Here is a 19627-nt window from a genome sequence, read left to right as displayed (position 1 = left end):
GCACCGGCCCCCGAGGTCGACGAGAACGACGCGAGCGCGCCGAGCGCGCGGATCGCCACCGACGACCGCTCGCTGCACGAGCGCATCTGGGCACGGGCCTTCGGCCGCAGCGAGCGCGCGGCCTGGATGGAGAAGCCCTCGCTCGGGCTGTCGACGATCAAGGGCCTGGTGATCGGGATCGTCACGCTGTCGATCCTGGTCCCGATGCTCGTGGTCGTCTCGACCTCCTTCGCCTCCAGCGAGCAGATCCGTGACGCGGGCGGGTACGTCCTGTTCCCGACCCATCCCACGCTCGAGGCCTACCGGACGATCTTCAAGAGTCCCCTGGTCTTCCAGTCGATCGGGGTGAGCGTCTTCGTGACCGTCGTCGGCACCCTGCTGGCGCTGTTCGTGACCATCACGATGGCCTACGCGCTGAGCCGCCCGGTGCTCTTCGGCAAGCCGATGCTGATGGCGATCATCGTGACCCTGTTCTTCAGCCCCGGCCTGATCCCCATGTACCTGATGGTCAAGGAGCTGCACCTGCTCAACACCCTCTGGTCGCTGATCCTCCCGGGACTGTTCGCCGGCTTCAACTTCATCGTCATGCGGTCCTTCTTCATGGGCATCCCCAAGGAGCTGATGGAAGCGGCGAAGATCGACGGCGCGAGCGACTTCACCATCCTGCTGCGGATCGTGCTGCCGCTGTCCAAGGCCGTGATCGCCGTGATCGGCCTGTTCTACGCCGTGGGCTTCTGGAACTCGTTCTTCAACGCCCTGCTGTACATCAACGACCAGTCGCTGTGGCCGATCCAGATGATCCTGCGCAGCTACGTCATCCAGGGCACCTCGATGACCGCCGACACCCTCGGCGTCCAGCAGGCGCCCCCGCCGCAGTCGATCAAGATGGCCGTCGTCGTCGTGGCGCTCGCACCCATCGTGCTCGTCTACCCGTTCCTCCAGAAGTACTTCTCCAAGGGCGTCATCACCGGCGCCATCAAGGGCTGAGCCCGGCTCCCCGCTGCATCTCCACACCCCACCCCCACCCCCACCACACCCCTTCCTCCCGCGGCGAAGCCGCCGCGGGCACCGATGAAAGGACACCCCATGAGCTTCGAGGTCGGACGCCGTCAGCTCCTCGCCGCAGGAGGCGCCGCCGCCGTCGCCGTCGGCGCAGCCGCCTGCGGAGGTGGCTCCAGCCAGTCCGGTGGCGCGAAGAAGTCGGCCGAGGTCGAGCTTCCCACCTACAAGGCGCTCGCAGGTCTCACGCCCGATCTGAAGGGCAACGAGCAGGGCCTGCACAACGTGTACCTGAACGCCCCCAAGAAACTCGTGCGGACGACGGACAAGAAGCCGATCACCTCGGGCACGATCAAGGCGCTCACGCAGACCTTCGCGACGCCCCCGCCGCCGATGAAGTCCAACCCGTTCTGGCAGAACCTGAACAAGCAGCTCGGCGGCACGCTGGACATGCAGGTCGTCATCGACTCCTACCCGGACAAGTTCGCGACGATCCTGGCCTCCGGCGACCTGCCGGACCTGATGTGGGTGCCGCCGAACCAGGGCATCCCGAACATCGGCTTGATGCTCGAGTCCCAGTTCACCGACCTCACCGAGTACCTCTCGGGCGACAAGGTGCTGGAGTGGAAGAACCTCGCCGCGCTCACGCCCAGCTCGTGGCGCACGGCCGTGGTCAACGGCAAGATCTGGGGCGCCCCGATCCCCTCGACGCCGTTCGGCCAGGTCTACCTGGGCAACCCCGACGTGTGGAAGGACGTCGACGGCTTCCAGAGCAACAGCGCCGAGGAGTTCCTCGAGAAGTGCAAGGACGTGAGCATCAAGGGCAAGCGCTGGGCCCTCGAGCCGTTCCTGCCCAATGCGTTCCACATGTTCGGCGAGTGGTTCGGCCTGCCCAACGGCTACCGGGTCAACAAGGACCGCACGCTCACCGCCGCCACGCAGACCGACGAGTACCTCGAGACCCTCGAGTACGCACGGAAGGTCTTCAAGGCCGGGGCGTTCTACCCGGACCTGAACCTTGCCGAGACCTCGCAGTACTTCGCCAACGGGACCATCGCGGCGCTGGTCTCGGTGGGTCCGCGCGGGGCGTCGGAGTACCGCCACTACAACAAGGACCTGCTGGCCGACATCCTGATCCCGTTCGCGGCCGACAAGGACCGCAACCCGGTCTACGACATGGGCTACGGCACCGTGGGCTTCACGCCGCTGAAGAAGACGGACGACGAGAAGAAGATCCGCGAGCTGCTGGACCTCATCAACTACCTCTCCGCGCCCTTCGGCACCGAGGAGTACATGACGGTCAACTGGGGCCGCGAGGGCAAGGACTACGAGGTCAAGGACGGCAACTACACGCTCACCAAGTCCGGCGACACCAACGTCCCGGGCCTGCAGAGCGCGCTGCAGATCATGGCCGCCGGCGAGGGCGTCATCTACAACCCCATCGCCGACGACTCGGAGTACATCTACGAGCAGGAGAAGAAGCTGCTGGAGAACGCCCAGCAGTCCCCGATCAAGGGCCTGTACTCCGACACCGCCTCGTCGAAGGGCACCGAGCTGAGCACACGCCTGAGCGACGTGCGCGACGACGTCATCCAGGGCCGCAAGACCATCGACGACTTCACCAAGGCCCTCAAGCAGTGGGAAGAGGGCGGCGGCAAGAAAATCCTCGAGGAGTACGCCGAGGTGCTGCCCGAGGACGTCCCGGTCACCAAGGACCCGAAGAAGAAGTGAGACCGGGGCGCCGGGCGCCCTGCGGCGGGGCGTTGGGCGTCCACTGACGGGGCTCGGCGTCCCGTGGCGGGGCGCTGGGCGTCCGGCGACGGGGCGCTGGGCGCCCCCGCCGTCTATAGGACAGTTTCGTGCCGAAACCGGCTGGTTTCGGCACGAAACTGTCCTATAGACGGGCTGGTATCGACGGGCTGCTCGCGGGCGCGCACCAGGGCACCGGGGGGGGTGTCGCGGCAGCCTGGTCTGGGTCCGGACGTCGCGTGCCCCGTGCCCGTGCGCGTGCTCGTCCGAGACGGTCGAGGATGTCGGTCGGATGCTCCCGCGGGGGCAGACGCTCAGTCGAAGAGGGGCCGCGCGGCCAGGGCGAGGCGGGCCGGGACCTTCTCGAGGTCCAGCAGTAGCACTTCGTTGCGGCCCTCGCGGATCCACGGCGCGGGGACGTACAGCGACTGCTGCGGACCGATGCTCCAGTAGAGGCCGACGCAGTGCCCGTTGACGTAGGCGACGCCGTGCCCGGCGTCGGAGACGTCCACGTGGGTGTCGGCCGGTGCGTCTGCCTCGAACGAGGCGGCGACCAGCACGGGGAGGTCCTCCGACGCGGGACCGCTCGCGGGGGCATGCTGCTCCGACTCGGGGCCACCCACGAAAACGGGCTGCTCCGCCCCGGGGCCACCCGCGAGGGCGGGCTGCTCCGCGGCGATCCGCGCGAGCTCCTCGCCCATCTCCTCGAGAGGCCACGGGTCGGCCTGCCAGTCGTTGAGGAACCGCACGCGGTCCCAGACGCCGCGCAGGATGCCCTTGCGGCCGGCCAGGTAGGGCCCGAAGTTCACGCGGGCGAGGTTCTCCACCAGGATCTCGACGCGCACGGTGCGATACCCGCCGTCCGGCAGCAGGCGATCGACGAACGGGCCGAGCTCGAGGACGGCCGGATCGCCCGAGCCCTCGCCGCCGACCTCACCGACGGCCGCGCTGCTGCCCTCGGTACCTGCCGCACCGTCCGCATCGCCAGAGCCCTCGGTGCCTGCCCCACCGTCCGCCCCGCCGACGCCCACGACGCCCATCGCGATCCCGCCGACGTAGGTCCAGGCGCGGTCGGCCAGGCCGTAGAGCTTCAGCGGGGCGATCGTGAGGCTGCCGTCGTCCCGGGTGGCGGCCTCGATCTCGACGTCGCGCGAGTAGCGCACGATGCCGCGCTCGAGTCCCAGGTCCTCGAAGGTCGGGGGCGTCGGGAACACCGGTGCGGTGCGGGTGAAGCGGTCGCTGAGGCGCAGGGCGACCGTGCGCTCGATGGTGACGTCGGCAGCCGGGAGTGCGGCGGGTTCGGCGTCGAGGCCGAGCTGCGCGAGATGCTCCTCGAGCGGGGGCAGCTCGCGATGGCGGGCGATTACCTCGCGGAAGGCATGGAACTTCTCGGTGAGTCGTCCGTCCTCGGCGATCGGGGCGTCGTAGTCGTAGCTGGTGGTGGTCGGCTGCAGGCCGCCGTCATGGTTGGCGCCGGCGGTGAGACCGAAGTTCGTGCCGCCGAGGGCCATGTAGAAGTTGACGCTCATGCCCCCGGCGAGCATGTCCTCGAGCTCCTTCGCTGCGCTCTCGGCGCTGCGGCTGTGGTGCTCCTCGCCCCAGTGGTCGAACCAGCCGTTCCAGAACTCCATGCACATGTACGGCTGATCGGGCAGCTCGCGGCGGGCCATCTCGAGCACCTCGAGAGCGCGGGAGCCGAAGTTCACCGTCGGCAGCACGCCCTCGACGGTTCCCGCGGTCAGCCACATCCGGGCGGGGCCGTCGGAGGTCACCAGCAGCTCCTCGATGCCGCGGGCGCGCAGCCCGTCGCGCAGGTGCGCGAGGTAGACCGCGTCGTCGCCGTAGGAGCCGTACTCGTTCTCGACCTGCACCATCACCACGTTGCCGCCGCGGCACGCCTGACGCTCGGCGATCACCGGGATGAGCTGGTCGAACCAGGCGTCGACCTCGCGCAGGTAGGCCTCGTCGCGCGTGCGCAGGCGCATCGAGCGATCCCGCAGCAGCCACCCCGGGAAGCCGCCGTTCTCCCATTCGGCGCAGATGAACGGGCCCGGGCGCACGATCGCGTCCAGGCCCTCCTCGGCAGCGATGTCCAGGAAGCGGCCGAGGTCGGCGATGCCCTCGAAGGTGACCCGGTCGGGAGCGGGCTGGTGAATGTTCCAGGCCACGTAGGTCTCGACGGTGTCGCAGCCCATCGCGACGAGCCGGCGCAGACGGTCGCGCCACTGCTCGGGCTGCACGCGGAAGTAGTGGATCGCGCCGGAGACGATCTGGTGGGGCGTGCCGTCGCGGAGGAAACCTGTGGGGGTGGGCTCGAGCAGGGCGGGCATCGTCGTCGTATATCCTCTCGATGGGGCGCGGTGAACCGTTTTTCAGCGGTTGGTCGCCAGTCTTCCATGGTGCGGCGACGCACGGGCCCTGCCGCAGGAGACGCACCACGCACTCACGGCGCCGTGATGCCGAGACACACCACACGCTCACGACGCCGTGATGCCCAGATGCCGTGGCGGCCCGACGCCGCGGCGGCCCGCCCGACCCGCCACGGCGGTGCGCGCACGCCGCCTCAACCGTGCGCACCCCGCCATGGCCCCGCGCTCACAAGGTCCATGCTCACAGGGCTCCGCACTCACGCCGCGGCGGTGCGCTCCCCCAGCCACGGCGCGAGAGGGTCGTCGGCCCCCAGCCACGGAGCCAGCCCCTGTTCCCACTCCTGGGGAGTGAGCAGGATGCGCCCGAAGGTCTCGCGCACGCGCTCGGCATCCGCCGCATCGATCCCCGTGACGACCAGGTGCGTCGTCGGCAGGGTGCTGCCGGAGTCGGCGATCGCGCCGATGGAGACCTGCCCGCCGGCGCCGTCCCACTGGCAGACCGACCGCGGACGGTCGGGGACCCAGAACCGGCCCCGCCCCCGCAGGCGCCCCGCCCCGAGGTCCTCGATGAGCTCGAGAAGTCGCTGCGGATGGAAGGGGCGATCGGAGTGCAGGTCCAGGGTCCAGGTGCCGTGGTCCGTCGACCCGCCGTAGGGGCGCACGCGCAGCGGATCGCGACGCACCACCGCCCCGGCGTGGGAGTGGTGGCCGGTGAGCAGGGTGGTCGGGTGCAGGGTGTGCAGCGAGGTGGTGATCGACTGCTCGGGCGCGCGGAGGTGCTCGAGGAGTTCGTGGCCCGCTTCGTCGGCGCCGTCGAGGGCGACGTGGTCGGCGTACTCCAGCTGCGCGGCGAGCGCCTCGCCGACGGCGCGCTCGTCACCGTCGGCCCACTGCAGGCCGCGCTCGGCCAGGGTGTCGTCCTCGAGCAGGTCGTGGACTGCGGTGTCGGCATCGACCACGGCGGCACTGGCCGTGAGGCGCCAGCCGCGGCGCCCCGGCAGCAGCGTGCGAACGACCACGTCCGGGTCGGCGCTGATCGGCGGCGCGAGCAGCACCCCGTTGCCGCTGTCGCGGCTCGCCAGGCGTGCCAGCAGCGGGATCGCATCCTCGCGCATGGCGCAGGAGACGCACGGGTGATCGAGCTGCACCACGCTGTCATCGAGCACCCGCTCCGCATCTCCCAGCACCCTGCGCAGCCCCCCGTTCTCCGTATCGACCTCGTAGCGCAGGGCGAGGAGACCCGGGCGGTCCAGGAGCAGGTTCGCGACCAGCACGTCCCGCAGCACGGGATCGATCGCGGAGATCAGGGCGACGGGCATCGTCCCCTGCGCGCCGTCGCGGTTCAGTCCGTGGGCATGGTTTCGGTTCCGTCCGTGCATCGTGGCGGACCCTTCCGTCTTGACGAGAATGATTATCAATCGCTAGTCTCGCCGACCATGACCCAGCGTTGTCAAGTCACCGGCGCCGTGCCGCGGATGGGACGGAACGTCTCCCACTCCCAGCGCCGCACACCCCGCCGCTTCAGCCCGAACATCCAGTCCAAGCGGTACTTCGTGCCCTCGCTCGGCCGCACCGTGCGGCTGCGCGTCAGCGCCCGCGGCATCCGCATCATCGACCAGCGCGGGATCGAGTCCGTGGTGGCCGAGATCCGCTCCCGCGGTGAGCGGGTGTGATCCACGAGCAGTGCTGACAGCGTCGGCCGAGCGAGTCGCGTTGGGACCGTGATCCGCAACGGCGGCCCATCTGCCGGCCCCGTCACCACCCGCCTCCTCACCGCGCCCGACTCGCCACCATCCGCTCCGTCACCGCCCACCTCACCACCATCTGTTCACGCCACCACCACCCCAGGAGGGACCCCATGAGTCGTCGCACCGACGTCCGCCAGACCGTGAAGCTGCGCTCCACCGCAGGCACCGGCTACACGTACATGACCACCAAGAACCGCAGGAACACCCCCGACCGCCTCACCATGCGCAAGTTCGATCCGCGGGTGCGCGAGGTCGTCGACTTCCGGGAGGAGCGCTGATGGCCAAGACCTCGAAGATCGCGGCCGACGCGCGCCGGCGCGAGACCGTCGCCCGCTACGCCGAGCGTCGGGCCGACCTCAAGCGCACGCTGAAGAACCCGGCCTCGACACTCGAGCAGCGGGCCGAGGCGCAGCGCGCGCTGCAGGCCCTGCCTCGCGACGCCAGCCCGACGCGGCTGCGCAGCCGCGACATGGTCGACGGCCGCCCCCGCGGCCACCTGCGCCGCTTCGGCCTCTCGCGCGTGCGGTTCCGCGCGCTCGCCCACCGCGGCGAGCTGCCCGGGATCACCAAGTCCAGCTGGTGAGCGGGCGGCGGCTCGTCGGCCGCCGGTCGGCGGCCGCCGGCACGTCGGTCGGCGGCTCGTCGGCCGCCGGCACCCGAGCTGATTCCCGTCACTCCACCCCCGAAGGAGAGAACCCCATGCAGAACGGCATCCATCCCGACTACCACCCCGTCGTGTTCCGCGACGCGAGCGCTGATCACGCCTTCCTCACCCGCTCCACCGTGACCTCGTCGAAGACGATCCTCTGGGAGGACGGCAACGAGTACCCCGTCGTCGACGTGGAGATCTCCTCGGTCTCCCACCCCTTCTACACGGGCAACGCGCGCGTGGTCGACACCGCCGGACGCGTCGAGCAGTTCAACCGCCGCTACGGGCGGGGCAGCGGCGCAGCGGGAGGTGCACGGTGAAGGTCCGCAACTCGCTCCGTGCCCTCAAGGAACTGCCGGGCTCCCAGGTGGTCCGGCGTCGTGGCCGCACGTTCGTGATCAACAAGAAGAACCCCCGTCTGAAGGCCCGGCAGGGCTGAGCTGGAAGCGCGGGGCGGGGCTGGGTGGCGGGGCGGGGCTGGGTGGCGGGGCCTGTCGCCCTGCCCGGCCCCATCGACGGGGGCGCTTGTCGTCGTCCGCCTCGACCCGCCGTCTATAGGAGAGTTCCGTGCCGAAAACCGCGAGTTCTGGCACGGAACTCTCCTATAGAAGGCCTGTCGACGGAAGTCAGTGGGCCGACCGGCCGCCCGCTACCCCTTCACCGACCCCTCGGTCAGGCCGCCCCGCCAGAAGCGCTGCAGCACGATGATCAGAATGGCCAGCGGGATCACGGAGAGCAGCGCGCCGCCCACCGTGAGCTGGTAGAACTCCGGCAGACGGTCCGTCTGGGCCCGCCAGTTGTTCAGGCCCAGGGTGATCGGGTAGAGCTTCTCGTCGGCCAGCATGACCAGGGGCAGGAAGTAGTTGTTCCAGATCGCGACGAACTGGAACAGCAGGATGGTCACGATCGCGGGGATCAGCTGGCGCAGCACGATGGTGTGGAAGATCCGCATCTCGCTCGCGCCGTCGATGCGGCCGGCCTCGAGGATCTCGTCGGGGATCGCCGCGCTCGCGTAGATCCGGGCGAGGAACAGGCCGAAGGGGCTCAGCAGCGAGGGGATCAGCACCGACCAGTAGGTGTTGGTCAGCCCGATCTTGCTGAACACGAGGAACAGCGGCAGCGCCGTCGCGGTGCCGGGCACCAGCACACCACCGAGCACGAACGCGAAGATCGCGTTGCGTCCCGGGAACTCGTACTTGGCCAGCGCATATCCCGCGGCTACCGCGAAGTAGGTCGCGAACACGGCCCCGACGCCGGAGTAGAGCAGCGAGTTCGCCGCCCAGCGCGGGAAGGCTCCGCCGTTGGCGGTGAGCACGTCCCCGATGTTCGAGAACAGCTGGAAGGTGTGCCCGAACCAGAAGCCGTTGGTGCCGAAGAGGTCCTCGGTCGACTTCGTGGCGTTGACGATCACCCAGTACACCGGCACCAGGAAGTACAGCGCCACGATCACCAGCAGCGCGGTGACGATGATGGTCGTCGTCGGCTTGGTGCCCGCGGTGCGGGTCTCGCGGCCCTTCTTCTTCGCACGCGTGGCGCGCCCGGACCCCGCCCCGGGGCTCCCGGTGGACTGCGTGGACGGGTCCTGCGTCGTCGTCGAGGAGCTCGCAGTGCTCGAGGTGCTCATGACTTCCTCCCCAGACGGTTGGAGATGCCCAGCGCGGCGGCCGAGAGGATGAACGCGGCGAGCGCGATGATGACCGCCTCGGCCGAGGCCATGCCCAGGTCGTTGTACTGGAAGGCGTAGGCGTAGGCCGACAGGTTCGGCGTGTACTCCGAGTTGATGCCCGAGCTCATGGTCGAGAGCACCTGCGGCTCGGCGAACAGCTGCAGGGTGCCGATGATCGAGAAGATGATCGTCAGCATCAGCGCCGGCCGGATCAGGGGCAGCTGGATCGAGGTGACCACGCGCAGCGGCCCGGCCCCGTCGATCCGCGCGGCCTCGTAGATGTCACCGGGGATCGCCTTCAGCTGGGCGATGATGATGAGCATGTTGTACCCGGTGTAGGTCCAGGTCACGATGTTCGCGATCGACCACAGCACGATGCTCGGCCCCAGGAAGTCGACGTCGATGCCGACCCATCCGAGCACGTCCACGATCGGGCTCAGGCCCGGGACGTAGAGGAAGGACCACAGGATCGTCGCGATCACGCCCGGGATGCCGTAGGGCAGGAAGTAGGCGGCGCGGAACAGACCCGGCCACTTCGCGCTCGCGCTCTCCAGCAGCAGCGCGAGGATCGTCGAGGCGACGATCATGACGGTCACCTGCACGACGCCGAACAGCAGCATCCGCGCGATCGACTCGGTGAAGTTCTGGTTGGTCAGCGCGGCCAGGTAGTTCTCGAGGCCGGCGAAGTGGCTGACCGCGCCGTCCTCGCCCACCAGGCCGCTGCGCCGCACGGTGAGGAAGGACTGCACGATCGCGATGATGATCGGCACCACCATCGTGAACAGGAACAGCAGCAGGAAGGGCGCCATCAGCACCCAGGGAGCGCTCTTGCTTCTCATTTCGCGATCTCCACCTTGAGGCCGATCTTCCGCATGATCTCCGCGATGTCCTCCTGGGCCTGCGGGAGCATCTTCGTGAACGTGCTCCCGCCGCCGACGACCTCGAGCATCCCGTCGCCCAACCGGTCGATGATGCGCTGCATGAGCGGCGCCCACGTCCAGTCGAGGCTCTGCCCCTCGGCCATCGGCAGGATGACCTCCTCGTTGTAGTTCTGTCCGGAGAAGAACTCGCTGGGCTGCTGGCGCTTCTTGCCGATGTAGTCGGCGGCCGGCGACCAGCCGATCCCCGAGTTCTCGATCATCGCGTCGATGCCCGCGGGGTCGGTGCACATCCAGCGCAGGAACTCCAGCGCCTCGGCCGGGTGCTCGCTCGTGGACAGGACCGCGGCTGACGAGCCGCCCAGCCCGCCCGAGGCGTACCCGTCCTCCCACCGCGGCATGTCGGCCACGGCCCACTTGCCCTTGCCACCCGGGACGGTCTCGGTGAGGGCGTCGCCCCACGAGCCGCCGACGTAGGAGAGGACCTTGCCGTCGCCCGCGGCGGCGTACCACGGGGTCGAGAACGGGCCGTACCCGGTGGAGACGAGCTCGTCGGAGAAGACGCCGTCCCAGTAGTCGGCCATCTCCATGGTGGGATCATCGGCCATGTTCAGGACCCAGGTGTCGTCCTTGGGCTCGAACCAGACGGACCCCTTCTGCATCGCCCACAACGGCAGCACGGAGCCGTCGCCCGGGTCGAGCGTCATCAGGGTCTTGCCGGCCTTCTTGACCTCCTCGGCGACCGAGCGGAACTCGTCCCAGGTCTTCGGCGGGGTCAGCCCCAGCTCCTCCTCGAGGACCTCCTTGTTGTAGAACATCGCGCCGGGCCCGGTGTCCTGCGGGACGGCCCAGAGCGAGTCGCCGACCTTGATCTGCGCGAAGGCGCCGGGGTCGAAGGCCTTCTCGTCCTTGGCGAAGCCGTAGCGGGTGAGGTCGGTGAGGGCGCCGGCGAGCGCGAACTCGGGGACCGAGCGCAGCTCGACCTGCGCGATGTCCGGCCCGCCGCCCGCGGCGACCGCGCTCAGGATCTTCGCGTAGCCGCCGGCGTTGCCACCGGGGATCCAGACCGCCTCGACGGTGATGCGGTCCTGCGTCTTGTTGAACTCGTCGGCGACCTTCTGGAGGTCCTTCAGCCAGGCCCAGTACGTCAGGGTGACGGGGCCGTCGGACGGCGGGATGACCGCTTCCGCGTTCACCTTCCCCGCGCCGGTGGGGGCACAGCCCGCGAGGCCGGCGGCGAGGGCCGCAGCGGTCGCTGCACCCCCGGCGAGGGCCGTGCGGCGTGGCACGAGCGGTCTCATGTGTACTCCTCTTCCTTGCGAAGTCGGAGCCCACATTAGCGTGCGGCGACTATTTTCGGAACGGGTGGTCGGCGTGGGGGTGAGCGTTCACGGGATGGGTGGTCCGGGTGGGGTCGGCGTCTACCGGGCAGGGCGGGGGTCTACCGGGCGGGGCGGGGGTCTGCCGGGCGGGGCGGGGGTCACGGGGCGGAGTGGGGGGTAACCGGGCGACGTGGGGGTCACGGGCGAATCGAACGGCGGGATGCTGGGCCGCGACGGGACAAATAGCGCATCATCTGCGAAATGCTGCAGAAGATGCGCTATTAGTCCCTCGGAAGCCCCGCCTCCCCCTCCCCCACCCGGTGGGAGCCCTCGCGCCGCGACGATGGGTGCACCGCCGACTCCCTACCTCAGCCCGAGCACCCGCACCACCGCGCCCAGGTTGTGCAGCAGCAGGATCACGCCGACGCCGCCGACCACCCATGACAGCGTCTCGGCGGCGCTGCGGATCGCCCACTCGTGGAGTCGGTCGAGCAGGCGGTCGGCGCGTCGGCCGGCGAGCAGGCGGAGCCCCGCGAACACCAGACCGGGCAGGATCATCACCAGGCAGTAGCCGACGAGCACGAGCGAGCCGCGGGCGAAGCCGACCCCCATCTGGGAGATGATCCCCATCGCCGCGAGGTAGGGGATCATCGACGCGGCCTCGATGAGGCCCGCGAGCAGGGCGAGGCCGACAAGGGCGCGGGGTCGGCCGGCGGCCCCGCGCACGCGTTCGCTCCAGCGCCGCGCCGACGCCTCGGGATCGCCCCCGCGTGCGCGGATGGACTTCGGATCCAGCCGGAATGACCAGGCCAGCAGCCCGGCTCCGACGGCGGCGAGCGCGACGCCGGCGACGGGCGTGCGGAAGAGGCCCTGCGCCGCCGTCATCAGGGGCAGCAGGCCCGCCAGCAGCGCCACCCCGAGCACCAGGTAGAACATCCCGATCACCAGCAGGTAGAGCACGGTGCGCCCGGCCACGCGACGGGCTCCGCCCTCTCCGACGACGAGCAGCATCACGGGGATGACGAGCGTTCCCACCGACGTCGAATCGATGAGGGCGAGCACCACGAGGCCGAGGGGCCCCGCCGAGGCGGACAGCAGTTCCATGCCCTCAAGCCTCGCCATGGACGTCGGCCCGGGGCCTCATCCCTTGGTGCTGGAAGGGTGCTGGTACCGCCCGCTCCCGATGCTGATCGCCGCGCGGCCGTCTAGCCTCGTGGCATGGATCCCGACCGGCCGCGACGTGCGCGGACACTCCCGCGACGCGACCTGCTGGTCGCGGCGGTCTACGCAGCGGTCGTGGTGTCACTGGGCAGCCTCAGCGGGCTGGGTGTCGGGACGCAAGGGCTGCTGATCGACGGTCCGGTGTGGTCGAGCAGCACCTCCACGCTGCTGTTGCTGCCGGCGGCTGCGGCCACGGCCCTGCGCCATCGGGCACCCGCGGTGACGCTCGTGGTGACCGGCCTGCTCTCCTTCGCCGAGGTGCTGGGCGGATCCACGATCGGCGGGTACGTGCTGCTGTTCGAGGCCCTGTGGTCCCCCGTCGCCTACGGCTCGCGGCGCCTGGCGCGGGTGGCCAGCGGCGTGGGCATCGCGATCTCCCTCGTGATGCTCGGCATGACCTCGACGTGGCCGCAGCCCGGCCCCTCGATCATCCTGGGTCTGATGCTGATCGTCGTGGTGGTGGGCACGCCGCTCGCGTGGGGGTGGGAGGTGCGGCACCTGCACCTGGCACGGGAGACCGCCGAACGCCTGGCGGCCGCGGAGCAGGAGCTCGCCTCCGAGCGGGCCGAGCGCGCGGTGGAGACGGAGCGGCGCCGGCTCGCCCAGGACCTGCACGACGTGCTCTCGGGGCACCTCAGCGCGGTCGCCCTGCATGCGGGTCTCGCGGCGCAGCTGCCCGCGGCCGACGCGCGCGACCGCTCGCTCGCGACGGCGCGGGAATCCGCGCAGGCGGCGCTGCGGGACCTGCGCTCGGTGATCACGATGCTCACCGACGAGAACGCGACGGAGCCCGAGGTGACGCTCAGCTGGGAGGCCCTCGCGGCTCGGCTCGACGCCGGGTCCGCGCACAGTATGGGCATCTCCGGTGGCGCCGGCGGCCATGGAACCGCTGGAGCCGACGGGGCCGACGGGGCCGACGGGGCCGACGGGGCCGACGACGGCAGTCTGGCGCGGATCGACCCGGTGGTGGAGGATCCGGCGCGCGTGGACCCGACCCTGCGGGCCGCCCTGCTGCGGATCGGCGCGGAGGCCGTCGCGAACTCCCTCGCCCACGGCCGGACGCCCCGACGCCTCGAGGTTCTCGCTGATACCGATGAGGTCTCGCTGACCTGCACGAACACGTTCACGCCCGGTCACGTCCGGGCCGACGACTCCCCCGGACTGGGCCTGACGACGATGCGTTCGCGCGCTCTCGCCGTCGGCGGATCGCTCAGCGCCGGACCAGACCCCGCCGACCCGAGGACCTGGCGCGTCGAGGTGCGGGTCCCGATGCGCGACCGCTCCCCGCTCTCCGTCGAAGAGGATGCGTCATGAACCCGTCAGCCACGTCGCCCACTCCGCCCACTCCGCCCAGTTCGGCCAGTCCGGCCACTCCGCATCATCCCGCGCCCGACCGCCCGATCAGGGTGCTGGTCGCCGATGATCATCCGGCGGTGCGCGGCGGGCTCGTCGCGCTGCTCGAGGCCGACCCGAGCACCCAGGTCGTCGCCCAGGCGGCCGATGGGGACGAGGCCGTGCGGCGTGCACGAGCAGAGCGCCCGGACGTCGCGCTGACGGATGTGCGCATGCCCGGGGCGACCGGCATCGAGATCACGCCGGCGCTGCGCGAGCTCGGAGCGCGCGTGCTCGTGATCTCGGCCTTCGACCTCGACTCCTATGTGCTCGGCGCACTCGCCGCGGGCGCCGACGGGTACCTCGTGAAGACGGAGGAGCCGCGGCGGATCCTCGATGCCGTGCACGCGGTGGCGAGCGGCGACGCCGTCCTCTCTTCCGCAGCGACCAGGGCCGTCGTCGCAGCTCTGCGGAGCGAGCAGGCACCGGGCGAACCTGCGCAGGGAGCGCAGGGCGGATCGGGGCGGGATGGGGAGGATCCGAGGGCATCGGCACGGGCTGCGTGGTCGACCGCTCCGGCGAACACCGACGATTCGGCAGCCTCCTCATCCCGTTCGGCAACGTGGGGGCCGGCACCGGGTGTCGAGCTCACGCGCCGCGAGGAGGACGTGCTGCGGCTGCTCGCGCAGGGGATGTCGAACCAGCAGATCGCGCGCGAGCTCGTCGTCGAGGTGACCACCGTCAAGACCCACATTACGCATGTGCTGGGCAAGCTGCAGGTGGACTCCCGCGTGCAGGCCGCGCTCTGGTGGCAGCAGCACCGGGAGTGACGGCGACGGCCGCGCGCGGGTGAGACCGCGGGCCGGAGCACCGAGGGGGCCGGGGGCCGGGGCGCGGGGGACGGTTGAGACCGGGGACCGCCCCGGGGGGGGGGTGATCGCAGGGTGGTGGGCCGCGGAGGGACTCATAGCGCATCTCCTGCCATATATGGCAGACGATGCGCTATGAGTCCCGCGGAAGCCCTACCCGAGCTCCGCCGACCGGTGACCGGGAGGCATGAATCCCCCTACCGCCGGCGGCCAGAACTTCGGCGACCGCCGACCGGCGACCGGAAACCCGGACGCGCGGCCCTCCCCTACCTCACTCCTCGTCCCCCGCCCCGACCCGGGCCACCAGCTGGGTCGGGTTCACGAATCGCAGGGCGATCACCAGGGTCACCAGCATCATCGCCGTGTAGAGGAATGCCATGGCCGAGACCAGGGCGCGCGGCTCGGAGCCTCCGGCCGAGGTCATCGCCCGGAAGATGGAGACCACCAGCGTGTCCGTGCCCGGTCCGGAGACCAGGTAGGTCAGCTCGAACATGCCGACCGTGCGCACCAGCACCAGGATCGCGGCGGCCAGGATGCCGGGCACCAGGATCGGCCCCAGGATCCGCACGAAGACGTGCCGCATGCGCGCCCCGCTCATCCGTGCCGCGTTCTCGATCGCAGGATTGATCTGCTCGATGAACGGCGTCATCGTGATGATGACGAAGGGCACCGACGGCACCAGGTTCACCAGGATCACCGCCAGCAGCGTGCGACCCAGCCCGACGTTGTACATGACGGTGGCCAGCGGGATGCCGAAGGTGATCGGCGGGATGATGACCGGCAGCAGGAACAGTGCGGTCACCGCGCGCTTGAAGGGGAACTGGCGCCTGGCCAGCACGTAGGAGGCCGGCACGCCGATCAGGATCGACAGCGCGACCACGCAGAAGGCGACCACGAGCGTCACCAGGATGACGTGGCCGAGATCGAAGCGGGTCCAGGCCTCGGAGTACCAGCCCGTCGTCGGCTCCGTCGGCAGCCACTGCGCGTACCAGGTGCGGCCGAAGGAATCGATGACGACGCTGATCAGGATCCCGAGCAGCAGCACCAGGAAGGCGGCGATCCCCGCCCAGGCCACCCAGGTGCTGGGCTGGGCCCGCAGGGCTCGCTCGCCGGGGATCCGTTCGGCCGGGGTGCGTGGTGTCCGCTTGCGACGGACGGGCCCCGGTGCGCCCGGCGATCCCGGGCCCGCGGCGAGCGGGATGGGGGCGCCGTCCACGTCGGGGGCGTTGCGGTCGAGGTCGATGGCGCTGCGGTCGAGATCAATGGCGCCGAGGTCCAGGTCGTTCGTCGTCATCAGCCCTTGCCCCCGGTCGTTCCCTTGTAGAAGAAGGACCTGGCGAACAGCACGATCGCGACGACGATCAGCTCCGCGAGGCCCATCATGATGGCGACGGTCGAGGCCATCGGGTAGTCGAACTGCTCGCCGAAGAAGCGGTAGGCGACCACGGCGAGGACGCGTGTGGACCCGCTCGGATTCCCGACCAGCGTCGCGGAGGGGAACACGCTGAAGGCGAGCACGAAGGTGAGGATGAAGGTCGTCGCGAGTCCCGGGGCGAGCAGCGGCAGGGTGATCCGGAAGAAGCGCTGCGCCCAGCCGGCGCCGAGCGAGCGCGCGGCGCGTTCGAGCGACGGGTCGATCCCCGAGAAGTACGAGGAGATCAGCAGGAACGCGAAGGGGAACCCGGAGATGATCAGCGACAGCAGCACGCCGATGTAGTTGTGCACCAGGTCGAGCGGCTGGTCGACCAGACCGATCCCCATCAGCGCCTGGTTCAGCCACCCCTGGCGTCCGGCGAAGATCAGCAGGCCCTGCGCGGTGAGCACGGTGCCCAGGGTGATCGGCAGGACCAGCAGGGTCGAGATCAGCCGTTTGCCGCGGAAGCGGTGGCGCAGCTTGATCGCCAGCGGGATCGAGAACAGCACGTTGAACAGGGCCGCGGGGATCGCCAGGCGCGCGGTCAGCCAGACCGAGGCGAACGTGAAGGAGTCCCCGAAGAAGCGGACGTAGTTCGCCAGGACGCCACCGCCCCAGGTCTCCACGGTCTCCTGCGTGGGCTGCAGCGTGAGCCCGAGACCGTAGGCGAAGGGGTAGACGAACAGCACCAGGATGAACACGAGCGCCGGCAGCAGGAGCAGCATCTGCCCGTCGATCCCGCGGTCCGCGAGGCGGTGGCGCAGGCTCGCGCTGCTGCGCGGGCGTCCGACGGGGCGGGGTGCGCCCTCCGCACCGCTCGAGGCGGGGGCCGACGGCGTCGTCGTCGCCGCGCTCATGACCCCGCCTCCGCGGCGATGGGGTCCGGAGCGGGCGGACGACTCTCATCGGCTGCGCGGTCCGCGGCGTCCGACGAGCGCCCCGCATCGGCCGGGTCGAGGTCGAACCGGTAGACGAGAGCGCGAGCGGGGTCGAGCGTCAGCAGCACGTCGACCCCGACCTGGGGTGCTGTGTCCGAGCGGACGTGCAGTGCCCGCCCGCTCTCCGTGCGCACCTCGACCGCGTACTCGCGGCCCTGGTACTCGACGACCTCGACCCGGGCACGGATCATGTTCGTGCCGCTCGACGCGGGCGCCCCGTTCGTGCCGCTCGCCGCGGACGCCCCGCTCACGCCGGAGGTCCCCGACGCACTCGACGTCCCGGGCGCCGCAGCAGGATCCGTGACGACCAGGTCGGAGGGCCGGATCGCCAGCCGCACTCGCTCCCCAGCCGCGACGGGGTCGACGGCGAGCCCGCGGAGCGAGAGCCCGTCGGCCCGCACCTCGACCCCGGCACCATCACCGTCTCCGCCACCGGCACCGCCGTCCGGCGCCGACGTCACCTCGGCGTCCAGCAGGTTCCGGTAGCCCATGAAGTCGGCGACGTGCCAGTTGGCCGGGTGGTCGTGGAGCTCCTGCGGGGTCCCGATCTGCTGGACCCTGCCGGCGCGCAGCACCACGAGGCGGTCGGCGAGCGAGAGCGCCTCCTCCTGGTCGTGGGTGACGTAGATGGTGGTCAGCCCGAGGGTCTGATGCAGGCGCCGGATCTCCGTGCGCATCTCCAGGCGGAGCTTCGCATCGAGGTTGGACAGCGGCTCGTCCATCAGCACCACGCGCGGCTCGATGACGACGGCGCGGGCGATCGCCACCCGCTGCTGCTGGCCACCGGAGAGCTGCCCGGGCAGCTTGCCCGCCTGGTCCTCGAGCCGCACCAGCCGCAGCGCCTCGTCGACGCGCCGGCGGATCTCGCCGCGGCCGACGCCCCGCATCTGCAGACCGAACGCCACGTTCTTGGCGACCGTGAGATGCGGGAAGAGGGCGTAGCTCTGGAAGACCATGCCGAAGTCCCGCTTCTCGGGCGGGAGGACGTCGATGCGCTGATCGCCGACGAGGATCCGCCCGTCGGTCAGCGGCAGCAGTCCGGCGAGACAGTTCAGCGCAGTCGACTTCCCGCAGCCCGACGGGCCCAGCAGGGCGATGAACTCTCCGCGGCGGACGGTCAGATCGAATCCCTGGAGGGCATCCGTGCTGCCGAATCGTCGGCCGACGTTCTCGATCCGCAGGGCGTCGGCGTCGGTGTCGGTGGCCGGCGTGGTCGACGGGGATTTCGCGGTCGCGGCGGTCACTTGCTCCCCACCTCCCGGTCCCAGCGGTCGAAGGCCTTGACCAGGGTGTCGGGCTCCAGCGGCGTCTCCTGCGGGGCCGACTCGATGAGGTCGTCGTACCAGTCACGGCCGTACTTCTCCACGACCTGCTGGCTCTTCTTCGGGGCGAGGTCGAGGGTCGCGCCCTCCACGGCGGGCCCCGGGTAGAAGTAGCCCTCGTCGTACGCCATCGCGTTGTACTCGGGGGTGAGGATGCCGCTGAGCAGGGCCAGGATCGCGGAGAGCTTGTCCGTGCTCTGTCCGGTGGGGACGACGGCGTAGTGGGCGTCGGTCACCCAGGTGAGGTCGTCGAAGGCCGCCGCATCGAACTCGGCGGGCAGCTGCCCGGTGGCGCGAGGGTTGATGTCCCAGCCGGTCGTCGTCGGGATCATCTGCCAGCTGCCGTCGGCCATGTTGGAGATGACCTGGCCGGTGCCGCTGGGGTAGTTGTCGATGTACTTGCCCAGCTCGGCGAGGTACCCCCAGGTCTTCTCCCAGCCGTTCTCGGGGTCCTTGGGGTCCTTGTCCTTCAGCAGGTACGGCAGTCCCATCAGGAAGGTGCGGCCCGGGCCCGAGTTCGCCGGGCGCGCGTACCCGAACTTCCCGGGGTTCTCCTTCGCCCAGGACAGCAGGTCGTCCGGGGTCTTGGGCGGAGAGTCGACCTTCGAGGGGTCGTACTGCAGCAGCGGGCCCGACGGGTAGTACGAGAGCACCGCGCCGAAACCCGAGGCGAGCTTCTGCATCGCAGCGGCCGCGTCGAGGTAGTTCTCCTGATTGCCCAGGCGGTCCCCGTAGTTCTTCACCAGCGGGATCCACAGCTTCGAGCCGATCCCGGCGGAGAGCCCGTCGTTGCCGGTCAGGACGAGATCGACCTCGAGCCGGCCGCTGTCGACCTGCGGCTTGACCTGCCCGACGAGCGAGGGCGCATCGCTGGACTCGAAGCTCACCTTCGAGATCACGTCGGAGTTGTCCTTCGCCCACTTCTCGATCATCGGGCCGAGTTCCTTCTGCGCCCCCGCGACGTCGAAGATCGCGATCTCGACGGGCTTCGAGGGCTTGTCGGGAACGTCCTCGGACGCCGCGGCCTCCGAGTCGTCACCCGAACCGGGCGCGGTGCAGGCGGCGATGCCGAGGGCACCGGTGGCGGCGAGTCCCGTGGTGACGAGGGTCCTGCGCGGCAGGGCGCGGGGTGTGGTGGTGTGCATGGCGTG

The 19627-nt window shown here is 70.3% G+C and carries 19 protein-coding genes; 9 read left to right on the top strand and 10 right to left on the bottom strand.

Translation table 11 applies throughout. The features are described from left to right. Positions 1-126: 126 nt before the first annotated feature. Together DEO23_RS02140 and DEO23_RS02135 are read left to right on the top strand one after the other, a co-directional pair. Positions 127-987 carry a carbohydrate ABC transporter permease gene (locus tag DEO23_RS02140; RefSeq protein WP_420808011.1) on the top strand — a complete coding sequence of 287 codons (861 nt, stop codon included), beginning with the start codon at positions 127-129 and terminating at the stop codon, positions 985-987. Between the two features lie 99 nt (positions 988-1086). Next, entirely contained in the window at positions 1087-2730 is a 1644-nt protein-coding gene (locus DEO23_RS02135) for a type 2 periplasmic-binding domain-containing protein (RefSeq protein ID WP_109274342.1), read from the top strand. Positions 2731-3062: 332 nt separating this feature from the next. On the opposite strand, the gene DEO23_RS02130 is transcribed toward DEO23_RS02135, so the two are convergent. Both DEO23_RS02130 and DEO23_RS02125 read right to left on the bottom strand, forming a co-directional pair. After that, positions 3063-5078 carry a glycoside hydrolase family 35 protein gene (locus DEO23_RS02130; RefSeq protein WP_109274341.1) on the bottom strand — a complete coding sequence of 672 codons (2016 nt, stop codon included), beginning with the start codon at positions 5076-5078 and terminating at the stop codon, positions 3063-3065. A 296-nt stretch (positions 5079-5374) separates the two neighbouring features. Further along, positions 5375-6496 (bottom strand): GTP-binding protein, encoded by a 1122-nt coding sequence (locus DEO23_RS02125; RefSeq protein WP_109274340.1) that lies wholly within the window; start codon positions 6494-6496, stop codon positions 5375-5377. 57 nt (positions 6497-6553) lie between these two features. Between DEO23_RS02125 and rpmB the strand changes: the two genes are divergently transcribed. From rpmB to ykgO, 5 genes are all read left to right on the top strand, one after another. Then, positions 6554-6790 (top strand): 50S ribosomal protein L28, encoded by a 237-nt coding sequence (rpmB, locus tag DEO23_RS02120; RefSeq protein WP_109274339.1) that lies wholly within the window; start codon positions 6554-6556, stop codon positions 6788-6790. Between the two features lie 185 nt (positions 6791-6975). Then, positions 6976-7143 carry a 50S ribosomal protein L33 gene (gene rpmG / locus DEO23_RS02115; protein WP_109274338.1) on the top strand — a complete coding sequence of 56 codons (168 nt, stop codon included), beginning with the start codon at positions 6976-6978 and terminating at the stop codon, positions 7141-7143. After that, the gene (rpsN, locus tag DEO23_RS02110) at positions 7143-7448 is read left to right on the top strand and encodes a 30S ribosomal protein S14 (protein WP_109274337.1); all 306 of its coding nucleotides are present in this window, start codon (positions 7143-7145) and stop codon (positions 7446-7448) included. The genes rpmG and rpsN overlap by 1 nt, the downstream gene beginning before the upstream one ends. Before the next feature lie 116 nt (positions 7449-7564). Continuing rightward, positions 7565-7834: a type B 50S ribosomal protein L31 gene (locus tag DEO23_RS02105; RefSeq protein ID WP_109274336.1), complete on the top strand. Its 270-nt coding sequence runs from the start codon at positions 7565-7567 to the stop codon at positions 7832-7834. Next, a complete protein-coding gene (gene ykgO / locus DEO23_RS02100; RefSeq protein ID WP_109274335.1) occupies positions 7831-7953 on the top strand; it encodes a type B 50S ribosomal protein L36 in 123 nt (40 codons plus the stop codon). The genes DEO23_RS02105 and ykgO overlap by 4 nt, the downstream gene beginning before the upstream one ends. Before the next feature lie 210 nt (positions 7954-8163). On the opposite strand, the gene DEO23_RS02095 is transcribed toward ykgO, so the two are convergent. The 4 genes from DEO23_RS02095 to DEO23_RS02080 all read right to left on the bottom strand — a co-directional run bounded on the left by DEO23_RS02095 (position 8164) and on the right by DEO23_RS02080 (position 12484). Further along, on the bottom strand, positions 8164-9138 hold the full coding sequence (locus DEO23_RS02095; protein ID WP_109274334.1) for a carbohydrate ABC transporter permease: 975 nt from the start codon (positions 9136-9138) through the stop codon (positions 8164-8166). Next, entirely contained in the window at positions 9135-10019 is an 885-nt protein-coding gene (locus DEO23_RS02090; protein ID WP_109274333.1) for a carbohydrate ABC transporter permease, read from the bottom strand. Before DEO23_RS02090 ends, DEO23_RS02095 begins: the two co-directional genes overlap by 4 nt. Next, entirely contained in the window at positions 10016-11359 is a 1344-nt protein-coding gene (locus DEO23_RS02085) for an ABC transporter substrate-binding protein (RefSeq protein ID WP_109274332.1), read from the bottom strand. Before DEO23_RS02085 ends, DEO23_RS02090 begins: the two co-directional genes overlap by 4 nt. 384 nt (positions 11360-11743) lie before the next feature. Then, entirely contained in the window at positions 11744-12484 is a 741-nt protein-coding gene (locus DEO23_RS02080; RefSeq protein ID WP_109274331.1) for a GAP family protein, read from the bottom strand. Between the two features lie 114 nt (positions 12485-12598). Here DEO23_RS02080 and DEO23_RS02075 point away from each other — a divergent pair, with 114 nt between their 5' ends. Together DEO23_RS02075 and DEO23_RS02070 are read left to right on the top strand one after the other, a co-directional pair. Beyond that, on the top strand, positions 12599-13915 hold the full coding sequence (locus DEO23_RS02075; protein ID WP_240613167.1) for a sensor histidine kinase: 1317 nt from the start codon (positions 12599-12601) through the stop codon (positions 13913-13915). Then, complete coding sequence (locus DEO23_RS02070) at positions 13912-14763, top strand: response regulator (protein ID WP_109274330.1); 852 nt, start codon at positions 13912-13914, stop codon at positions 14761-14763. Before DEO23_RS02075 ends, DEO23_RS02070 begins: the two co-directional genes overlap by 4 nt. A gap of 310 nt (positions 14764-15073) precedes the next feature. Here DEO23_RS02070 and DEO23_RS02065 read toward each other — a convergent pair whose 3' ends face one another. The 4 genes from DEO23_RS02065 to DEO23_RS02050 are packed head-to-tail and all read right to left on the bottom strand — an operon-like array spanning position 15074 to position 19621. Beyond that, entirely contained in the window at positions 15074-16096 is a 1023-nt protein-coding gene (locus DEO23_RS02065; protein ID WP_109274329.1) for an ABC transporter permease, read from the bottom strand. Continuing rightward, entirely contained in the window at positions 16096-17073 is a 978-nt protein-coding gene (locus tag DEO23_RS02060; RefSeq protein WP_109274328.1) for an ABC transporter permease, read from the bottom strand. Before DEO23_RS02060 ends, DEO23_RS02065 begins: the two co-directional genes overlap by 1 nt. Beyond that, positions 17070-18398 (bottom strand): ABC transporter ATP-binding protein, encoded by a 1329-nt coding sequence (locus DEO23_RS02055; protein WP_109274327.1) that lies wholly within the window; start codon positions 18396-18398, stop codon positions 17070-17072. Before DEO23_RS02055 ends, DEO23_RS02060 begins: the two co-directional genes overlap by 4 nt. Continuing rightward, positions 18395-19621: an extracellular solute-binding protein gene (locus DEO23_RS02050; RefSeq protein WP_109274326.1), complete on the bottom strand. Its 1227-nt coding sequence runs from the start codon at positions 19619-19621 to the stop codon at positions 18395-18397. Before DEO23_RS02050 ends, DEO23_RS02055 begins: the two co-directional genes overlap by 4 nt. Between the last annotated feature and the right edge of the window lie 6 nt (positions 19622-19627).

Source organism: Brachybacterium endophyticum (genome assembly GCF_003130585.1).
GTDB lineage: Bacteria > Actinomycetota > Actinomycetes > Actinomycetales > Dermabacteraceae > Brachybacterium > Brachybacterium endophyticum.
The sequence above is the reverse complement of the archived record's forward strand: the minus strand, read 5'-3'. Positions and strand labels throughout refer to the sequence as shown.